We start from the raw sequence: 8620 nt of genomic DNA, 5'->3' as shown, positions 1-8620 counted from the left end.
GTCGTGGGTGACGTAGACCGTGGTGACGCCCAGGCGCCGCTGCAGCGAGGCGATCTGGGTGCGGGTCTGGACGCGCAGCTTGGCGTCGAGGTTGGACAGCGGTTCGTCCATGCAGAACACCTGCGGCTCGCGCACGATCGCGCGGCCCATGGCGACACGCTGGCGCTGGCCGCCGGAGAGCGCCTTCGGCTTGCGGTCGAGGAAGCGCTCGAGGTCGAGGATCCGGGCGGCGTCGGCGACCCGCGAGCTGATCTCCGCCTTGGAGACGCCGGCGATCTTCAGTGCGAACCCCATGTTCTCCCCGACCGTGAGGTGCGGGTAGAGCGCGTAGTTCTGGAAGACCATCGCGATGTCGCGGTCCTTGGGGCGCAGGTGCGTCACGTCGCGGTCACCGATCCGGATCGAGCCGGAGGAGACGTCCTCCAGGCCGGCGAGCATCCGCAGGCTGGTGGACTTGCCGCAGCCCGAAGGCCCGACCAGCGCGAGGAACTCGCCCGGCTGGACCTCGAGGTCGAGACGGTCGACGGCCGGCACGGTCGAGCCGGGGTAGAGCCGCGTGGCGGCGTCGAAGACGACGGGGGTGGACATGGGACTCCTATCCCTTGGTTCCACCGGCGGTCAGGCCGGCGACGAGGTGCTTCTGGGCGAAGTAGAAGACGAGAGAGGCGGGCAGCATGATCAGCACCGCCCCTGCGGTGAGCAGGTCCCACTGCGGGTTGAACCGCGGCACGAACTGCTGCAGGCCGGCACCGAGCGTGAGGTTCTTGTCGCTGAGGATGAACGCGATCGCGTAGGCGACCTCGCCCCAGGCGGTGAGGAACGTGTAGAACGCGGTCACCGCGAGGCCGGGCCGGGCGAGCGGCAGCACGACGTACCAGAAGGTCTTGAACGGGCCGAGGCCGTCGAGGGCGGCGGCGTCGTCCAGCTCGCGGGGGATGGTGTCGAAGTAGCCGCGCAGCATCCACGTGCAGAACGGCACCGCGACCGAGCAGTAGGCGATCACCAGGGAGGCCTTGGTGTCGATCAGCCCGAGGCTCGACATGATCGTGTAGATCGGCACGATCAGGATGGCCACGGGGAACATCTGGGTGATCAGGAAGAGCCACATCACCCCGCGCTTGCCGGGGAAGTTGAAACGGCTCAGTGCGTAGCCCGCGGTCGCCGACATGGAGATGCCGATGGCCATCGTGAAGACCGCGACCACCACCGAGTTGAGGAACCACGAGGGGAAGCTCGTCTCGAAGAGCACCCGGCGGTAGTTGTCCAGCGTCGGGTTGTCGAAGAGCCGGATCTCGGAGGACTGGATGGCGTTCTGCGGCTTCAGCGAGGCGAGGAAGACCCACACCACGGGGAAGAGCGCGATCGTCGTGGCCGTCAGGAGCGTGGCGTGCAGGCCGATCGAGGCCAGCGGGCTCCGCTCGTCGCGGCCGCGGGGCTTGCGGGTCACCAGACCTCTCCCTTGCTCTTGAGCGCCCTGCGGTACGCCGCGGCGTACACGACCAGGAGCGCGAGGATCAGGACGCCGTAGGTGGCGGCCAGCGAGTAGTTGCGCAGGCCCTCGAAGGCAGCGCGATAGGAGCCGGTCACCAGGATCTCGGTCTCACCCGCGGGCTGCCCGCCGGTGACGAAGTAGATGATCGGGAACATGTTGAAGGTCCAGATCGTGCCGAGCAGGATGACCGTCGAGCTCACCGGACGCAGGCCGGGCAGGGTCACGTGGCGGAACCGCTGCCAGGCGCTGGTGCCGTCCATCTCGGCCGCTTCGTAGAGCTCGCCGGGGATCGACTGGAGGCCGCCGAGGATGGCGACCATCATGAACGGAACGCCGAGCCAGACGTTGGTGACGATGGCGGCGAACATCGCGGTCCAGCGGTGGTTGAACCACTCCACGGGGTCGAGGCCGACCTGCATCAGCACCGAGTTGATCAGGCCGAACTGCGGGTTGAAGAGGAACTTCCAGGCGAAGGCGCTGACGAACGCCGGCACCGCCCACGGCACGATCAGCAGCACGCGGTAGAAGCTGCGGCCCCGGAAGTTGCGGTTGATCATCACGGCCAGGCCGAGGCCGACCAGGTAGTGGAGCGTCACGCAGGCAAGGGTCCACACGATGGTGTTGCCGAAGAGAAGCCAGAAGTGGCCGCGCTCGCCGGTGAGCAGGTCGAGGTAGTTGTCGAGGCCGACCCACTGCCAGCGGTCGGGGTTGGGTGCACACGACTCGGCGCCGCCGAGGGTCTTGCTGCAGACCTCAGCGCGCTGGTTGGTCTCCGTCAGGTTGGTGAACGACTGGAGGATGCCGCGGACGAGGGGGTAGAGCACCAGGGCGCCGAGCACGAAGATGGTGGGTGCCACCATCGCCCAGGCGTACCAGTGCCGGTCGAAGGACCGCCGCAGACGACCGCGGCGGGCGGGGCCCGGCGTGACGCCGGACCCCGCTGCGCTGCTCAGGCTCATGGCAGGTCGTACTCCGGGACGACGTCGGCCTTGTACTTCGCGGCCGTCTTGTCGAGCGTCGCGTCGACCGCGGCGCCCTGGACCAGGACCTTCGTGGCCATCTCGTCGAGCGGGCCGAAGAAGAGGCCGCCCTCGGGGATCCACGGACGCGCCACGGCGACGTCGAGCGCGGACTTCCACGCGGTGACGCGCTCGTTCTCCTTGACCAGGTCGTACGCCGCCTCGTTGGTCGGCAGCAGGCCGAGCTCGTCGGCGATGTAGGCCTCCGACTCCGCCGAGGTCATGAACTCCAGGAACGCGGTGGCCGCGTCGGCCTTCTTCTCGTCCATGCCCGAGTAGACGACGTAGTTGTGGCCGCCGACCGGAGCACCGGCTCCGGCGGAGCCCGCCGGGACGGGAGCGATGCCGAGGTTCTCGAACCCGCCGAACTTCGGGTCCTTGGAGACGTTGGCGACCTCCCACGGGCCGTTGATGACCATGCCGACCTTGCCCTCCTTGAAGAGCGTCATCATGGTGCCGTAGGAGTCGTTGGCGTCGGGCTTGGGGGCCGCGCCGGACTTCACCAGGTCCGCAGCGACCTTGATGCCGGCCTTGTTCTCCTTCGACCCGACCACGATCGACTTCGCCTCGGTGTCGACCAGGTCGCCGCCCTCGCCGTACATGAAGGGGAGCAGGAAGTAGCCGCCGCTGTTGAGGTAGATGCCCTTGGCGTCCGCCTTCTCTGCCAGGAGCTTCGCGTCGGCCGCGACCTCCTCCCAGGTGGTGGGGGCGTCGGTGATGCCTGCCTGCTTGAAGAGCTTCTTGTTGTACATCAGGCCGAGGGTGTCGGTGACCTGCGGGACGCCGTACGTCTTGCCCTCGTAGACGTTGGAGGAGAGGGCCGTCTCGAGGTAGTCGTTCTTCTCGAGGACGTCGGTGCCGTCGAGGGCGTAGAGGTGGCCCGCGGCGGCGAACTCGGGGACCCAGGCGACCTCCGCGCGCAGGATGTCCGGCGCGCCGTCGCCCGCCTCGGCGGCCGTCTTGAACTTGTTCTGCGCCTCGCCGAAGGGGACCGACTGGTAGTTGATCTTGACGTTCGGGTACTCCTCGTTGAAGCGCTTGATCAGCTCCTTGAAGGCCGGGCCTTCGTTGGTGGGGTCGGAGGTGTCCCACCAGGTCAGGGTCGCCTTCAGGGCGTCGTGGTCGGTCTTGTCGCCGGACGTCTCGCTCGCGCCGCCGCCGCCACAGGCGGAGAGGACGAGGGCGATGGCGGCGAGGCCGGAGAGGCCGGGGATGGTGCGGCGCATGTGGGGCTCCTTGATGACAGCGGCTCGGGACCGGTGCGACCGCGCTTGTGACGGCCATCACGGACCGTAGCAAGAACTTGCAAGGAATTGAAAGAGATTGCGGCAACTTTTGCAGAGGTGTTTGATGGGGGCATGGGCACCCTCGCGGACATCGCAGTCGAAGCCGGCGTCAGCGAGGCCACGGTCAGCCGTGTGCTCAACGCGAAGCCCGGCGTCAGCGACTCGGCCCGGCAGTCGGTGCTCACCGCGCTCGACGTCCTCGGGTTCGAGCGGCCGGCGAAGCTCCGCCGCCGCAGCGCAGGCCTGGTCGGCCTCGTCGTCCCCGAGCTCGACAACCCGATCTTCCCGGCGTTCGCGCAGGTCATCGAGGACGCCCTGACCCAGCGGCGCTTCACTCCCGTGCTCTGCACGCAGTCGCCCGGCGGCGTCTCCGAGGACGAGTACGTCGAGTCGCTGCTCGACCACGGCGTCGCCGGCATCATCTTCGTCTCGGGCCGCCACGCCGACGCGGCCGCCGACCACGAGCGCTACCGCGCCCTGATCGAGCGCGGCATGCCGGTCGCCTTCATCAACGGCTACGTCGAGGACGTCCCGGCCCCCTTCTTCTCGGCGGACGACGCCGTGGCGACGGAGATCGCCGTCGCGCACCTCGTGCAGCTCGGCCACCGCCGCATCGGGCTGGCGACCGGACCGGGGCGCTTCACGCCCTCGCAGCGGAAGCGGGCCGGCTTCGTCGGCGCGCTGCGCCGTCTCCTCGACCTCTCCGAGAAGGAGGCCGAGAGCTGGGTCGAGGAGAGCCTCTTCAGCGTCGAGGGCGGCGCCGCCTCCGCGCGGAGCCTGGTCGAGCGGGGCGCCACCGGGATCGTCTGCGCCTCCGACATGATGGCGATCGGTGCGATCCGTGGGGTGCGTGACGCCGGCCTTGCCGTGCCTCGCGACGTCTCCGTGGTCGGCTTCGACGACTCGCTCCTGATCGGCTTCCTGGACCCGCCGCTGACCACCGTGCGGCAGCCGGTCCACGCCCTCTGCTCCGCGGCGGTGGCGGCGGTCGCCGACGCGATCGGTGGCGCGCCGGTCCCCGCGCGCGAGTACGTCTTCAGGCCGGAGCTGGTGCTGCGGCAGTCGACCGGACCCGCACCGGACGAGAGCTGATCCCGGCCAATTCCCGGCCGGTTCCCGGCTGATTCCGGGCTGATTCCCGGGCGGGCTGTCACAGATCGCGGCTGCGCGGTGTCTTCATGCCACCGCAGCCCGATCACCCAGGAGAGAGCCATGAACACCCGCATCCCCGCCGCCGAGATCACTGGCCTGAAGGGGGCGCTGATCAAGCGCCTCGCGACGAAGATGCTCGGCCAGGTGCCGTCGTCCCTCGGTGTGCTCTGGCACCACCCGGGAGTCCTGAACGCCGGCATCGGGTTCGGCGGCAAGGTGAAGAAGTGGGACGCCTGCGACGAGCAGCTGAAGTCGTTCGCGCACATGGCCGTGGCCTCGCTGGTCGGCTGCACGTGGTGCCTCGACTTCAACTACTTCGAGGCGCACAACCGCAAGCTCGACCTCGACAAGGCCCGCGAGATCCCGCGTTGGCGCGATTCCGACGTCTTCACGCCGCTCGAGCGCGACGTCCTCGCGTACGCCGAGGCGATGACCGCCCTGCCCGTCACGGTGACCGACGAGCTGGCCGCCCGGCTGCTCGCCCAGCTGGGGGAGGCAGGGCTGATCGAGCTGACCGCCGTGGTCGGCTTCGCCAACTACACCACCCGCAGCAACGTGGCGATGGGGATCGAGTCCGACGGCTTCGCCGACGCGTGCGGGCTGAAGCCGCTGGCCGCGCGACCTGAGGCAGCACCCCACGGGGTTGTGCCGGGAGTAGCGTCCCGGGCATGAGCACGGACCCGTTCGTCGCCCACCGCAGCCTGCTCTTCACGGTCGCCTACGAGATGCTCGGCTCCGCGGCCGACGCCGAGGACGTCGTGCAGGAGTCCTGGCTGCGGTGGGCCGAGGTGGACCAGTCGACGGTGCGCGATGCGCGGGCCTACCTGGTCCGCACCGTCACCCGACAGGCACTCAACCGGCTGCGCACGCTCGCGCGGCGGCGGGAGGAGTACGTCGGGGAGTGGCTGCCCGAGCCGTTGCTCACCACCCGCGACGTGGCCGAGGACGTCGAGCTCGCCGAGTCGGTCTCGATCGCGATGCTGACCGTGCTGGAGTCGCTCACCCCGACGGAGCGCGCGGTCTTCGTGCTCCGCGAGGTCTTCGACGCGCCGTACGACGAGATCGCCGAGGCGGTGGGCAAGTCGCCCGCCGCGGTGCGACAGATCGGCCACCGGGCGCGCAACCACGTCGAGGCGCGGCGGCCGCGGACACAGGTGAGCACGACGGAGCAGGAGCAGGTCGTGGACCGGTTCCTGGCTGCGCTCGAGACCGGTGACCTGCAGGCGCTCATGGACGTCATGGCTCCCGACGTCGTCGTCATCGCCGACGGTGGTGGGGTGGCGAAGGCAGCGCTGCGGCCGGTCCGTGGCGACACCCTGGTGGCGAAGCTGCTGGCACAGTTCGCGCGCCGGGCGCCCGACGCGCGTGTCGGTGTCCGATGGGTCAACGGCGCACCCGCACTCTGGATCGAGGACCCGGTGGGTGGGCTGACCGTCGTCAGCATCGCGGTGGCCGGTGGTCGCATCAGCCAGATCTTCGCCATGCGGAACCCCGAGAAGCTGGCCCACCTCGCGGAGGAGACGGGCCTCGCCCGCTGAGCGCCTCGGCGCCGCGTTAGAGTCGCCCGCGTCCAACCGGAGCAGGGAGTGAAACGCGTGCGCCTCGTCGTGCCCCGCCTGATGTGCCTGGTCTCGTCCACCGACGATCTGGCCCGGCTGCCGGCCCTCGCCATGGCGGGTGTCGACGGCTTCCAGGTGCGCGACAAGACGCTCGGGCGCGACGGCCTGATCGCGCTCACCAACCACGTGATGAACCTCGTGCCCGCTGCGAAGGTGATCGTCAACGACCGCGTCGACGTCGCCGTGATCACCGGCGCCGACGGCGTCCACGTCGGTGCCACGGACATGCCGGTTGCCGAGGTCGTCGCGATGGTCGGGCGAGCCCAGGCGCGGGGCTTCCTCCCCGACCGATTCCTCGTGGGCGCCACCTGCCGCGCCGCCGCCGACGTGCGCGCCGCCGCGGAGGCCGGGGCGGCGTACGCCGGGGTGGGGCCGGTCTTCGCGACCGGCTCGAAGGAGGGCCTGCCCGACCCGCTCGGCGTGGAGGGGCTGGGAGCCGCGGTGGTGCCCGAGGGAGTGCCGGTGCTGGCGATCGGGGGCCTCGACGCCTCCAATGCCGCCGAGGTGGTGGCCGCGGGAGCGCATGGGGTCGCCGTCATCGGTGGCATCTGGCGCGCGCCCGACCCGGTCGCGGCGGCATGCGCGCTCGCAGCCGTCGTCCGCTGAGCGCCCGCAACTCGGCCGCGGAGGTACGCAGCGCTGCTGGGTCGGGCGGCTCAGACGAGGCGGTGCAGCACGGTCAGGTCGACACCGTCGGCCAGGCGGTAGGGCTTCGTCGCGATCAACGCCCCGATCGAGCGACGCATCCGTGAGATCTCCGCGCGGACCGTGACCAGGTGCTCGGTGTCCCCGTAGAGCGCGCGACTCAGCTGTCCCGCGGTGAGGCCGGCTCCGCCTGCGGCGTGCAGCAGCTGGAGGATCTCCGCGTGGCGCTGGCCCAGCGGCACGCGCCAGGGATCGCCCGCTGACTGGACCTCCAGGGTCGGTGAGCCGGTCAGGTCGAGGACGGCACCGATGGCGCGGGGGCCGCTCGCCGGGCGCACCAGCCAGCCGTCGGCGAGGCGCTCGGGCAGGCAGATGCCCATCCCGGGGATGGTCAGGGCGGTGTCGGCGCGGGGGACCGCGATCCGGTCGCGCGCGGAGATCCCGGAGTGGTGGGCCACCCAGCCGTGGTCGTCGACGACGAGGACGGGCCCTTGCACGGTCGCGAGCACGTGCTCCGCCGACTTCCGCAGCCGGTCCAGCCGCTGCTCGTGGTGACGCCAGAGCTGCGACTCGGCGAGCCGGACGGCCGTCTCGACCAGTGCGCCGATGGCGGGGTGGAGGGTCATCGCCGGTCCGCTGACGTCGACGATCCCGAGCAGTGCACCGGTGCGGGGGTCGTGGATCGGCGAGGCGGTGCAGTACCAGGGGTGCTGCGCCTGCTCGTAGTGCTCGGCGGAGAAGAGCTGGACGGGGGCGGCTTCGGCCAGCGCCGTGCCGATCGCGTTGGTGCCGACGACCTCCTCGGTCCACACCGCGCCCTCGGAGAAGCCGAGCGAGTCGGCGTGGAGCTTCACCGAGGTCGACCCGGCGCGCCACAGGACGACGCCGTCGGCGTCGGCCACGACCATGAGGAAGCGGGAGGCGTCAGCGACGCCGGAGACCACGCGCACGAGGTCGTCGATCACGAGGTTCAGCGGTGATTCGGTACGCCGACGCAGGACCTCCTCGAGCGACAGCGGATCGCGGCCGTTGCGCCGCGAGGCGTCGAGGCCGGACTGCAGGACGCGGTGCCACGACCGGGCCACGAGCGCGCGCGGGCGCCCCGACGTACGCATGCCGCTGAGGACGGCGTCGTGCACGCGGGTGAGCTCCTGTGCGTACTGCGACAGGTTCGTGCCCGGGCGGATGGCATTGAAGTTCGACACGGACGAGGCACCTCCACTTCGGAGGATAGGTCCGCGACTGTGACCGCAGCCACACCTGAGGGGATGCAACATCGTGCAACCCCCGCCCGGGGCTGGTCTGCAACCTCCTCGCGCTCCGCGCAACTGCGCGCAACCGTCGCGGCACCGCCGGGACCGCGCTCTGCTGGCGGGGCCCACTCCTGCGCCCCAAGCGCCTCGCGAA

General features: G+C 70.4%; 9 protein-coding genes. 4 read left to right on the top strand and 5 right to left on the bottom strand.

Annotated elements, in window-relative coordinates; all coding sequences use genetic code 11:
* From VLF38_RS15325 to VLF38_RS15310, 4 genes are all read right to left on the bottom strand, one after another.
* Positions 1-588: ABC transporter ATP-binding protein (locus VLF38_RS15325; protein WP_325272106.1), on the bottom strand; the 588-nt coding region annotated here is incomplete at its 3' end.
* Positions 589-595: 7 nt separating this feature from the next.
* Complete coding sequence (locus VLF38_RS15320) at positions 596-1447, bottom strand: carbohydrate ABC transporter permease (RefSeq protein WP_325272105.1); 852 nt, start codon at positions 1445-1447, stop codon at positions 596-598.
* Positions 1444-2451: a sugar ABC transporter permease gene (locus tag VLF38_RS15315; protein WP_325272104.1), complete on the bottom strand. Its 1008-nt coding sequence runs from the start codon at positions 2449-2451 to the stop codon at positions 1444-1446. The genes VLF38_RS15320 and VLF38_RS15315 overlap by 4 nt, the downstream gene beginning before the upstream one ends.
* Entirely contained in the window at positions 2448-3737 is a 1290-nt protein-coding gene (locus VLF38_RS15310) for an extracellular solute-binding protein (RefSeq protein WP_325272103.1), read from the bottom strand. The genes VLF38_RS15315 and VLF38_RS15310 overlap by 4 nt, the downstream gene beginning before the upstream one ends.
* A 132-nt stretch (positions 3738-3869) precedes the next feature.
* Between VLF38_RS15310 and VLF38_RS15305 the strand changes: the two genes are divergently transcribed.
* The 4 genes from VLF38_RS15305 to VLF38_RS15290 all read left to right on the top strand — a co-directional run bounded on the left by VLF38_RS15305 (position 3870) and on the right by VLF38_RS15290 (position 7174).
* Entirely contained in the window at positions 3870-4889 is a 1020-nt protein-coding gene (locus VLF38_RS15305; protein ID WP_325272102.1) for a LacI family DNA-binding transcriptional regulator, read from the top strand.
* 120 nt (positions 4890-5009) lie between these two features.
* Positions 5010-5621: a carboxymuconolactone decarboxylase family protein gene (locus tag VLF38_RS15300; RefSeq protein WP_325272101.1), complete on the top strand. Its 612-nt coding sequence runs from the start codon at positions 5010-5012 to the stop codon at positions 5619-5621.
* Entirely contained in the window at positions 5618-6487 is an 870-nt protein-coding gene (locus VLF38_RS15295; RefSeq protein WP_325272100.1) for an RNA polymerase sigma-70 factor, read from the top strand. Before VLF38_RS15300 ends, VLF38_RS15295 begins: the two co-directional genes overlap by 4 nt.
* A gap of 57 nt (positions 6488-6544) precedes the next feature.
* Positions 6545-7174, top strand: coding sequence for a thiamine phosphate synthase (locus tag VLF38_RS15290; protein WP_325272099.1), 630 nt, complete (start codon positions 6545-6547; stop codon positions 7172-7174).
* Positions 7175-7224: 50 nt separating this feature from the next.
* Here VLF38_RS15290 and VLF38_RS15285 read toward each other — a convergent pair whose 3' ends face one another.
* Positions 7225-8418 (bottom strand): GAF domain-containing protein, encoded by a 1194-nt coding sequence (locus VLF38_RS15285; RefSeq protein ID WP_325272098.1) that lies wholly within the window; start codon positions 8416-8418, stop codon positions 7225-7227.
* Positions 8419-8620: the final 202 nt, after the last annotated feature.

The organism is Nocardioides sp. (assembly GCF_035481145.1).
In the GTDB taxonomy this organism is placed as follows: domain Bacteria; phylum Actinomycetota; class Actinomycetes; order Propionibacteriales; family Nocardioidaceae; genus Nocardioides.
The sequence above is the reverse complement of the archived record's forward strand: the minus strand, read 5'-3'. Positions and strand labels throughout refer to the sequence as shown.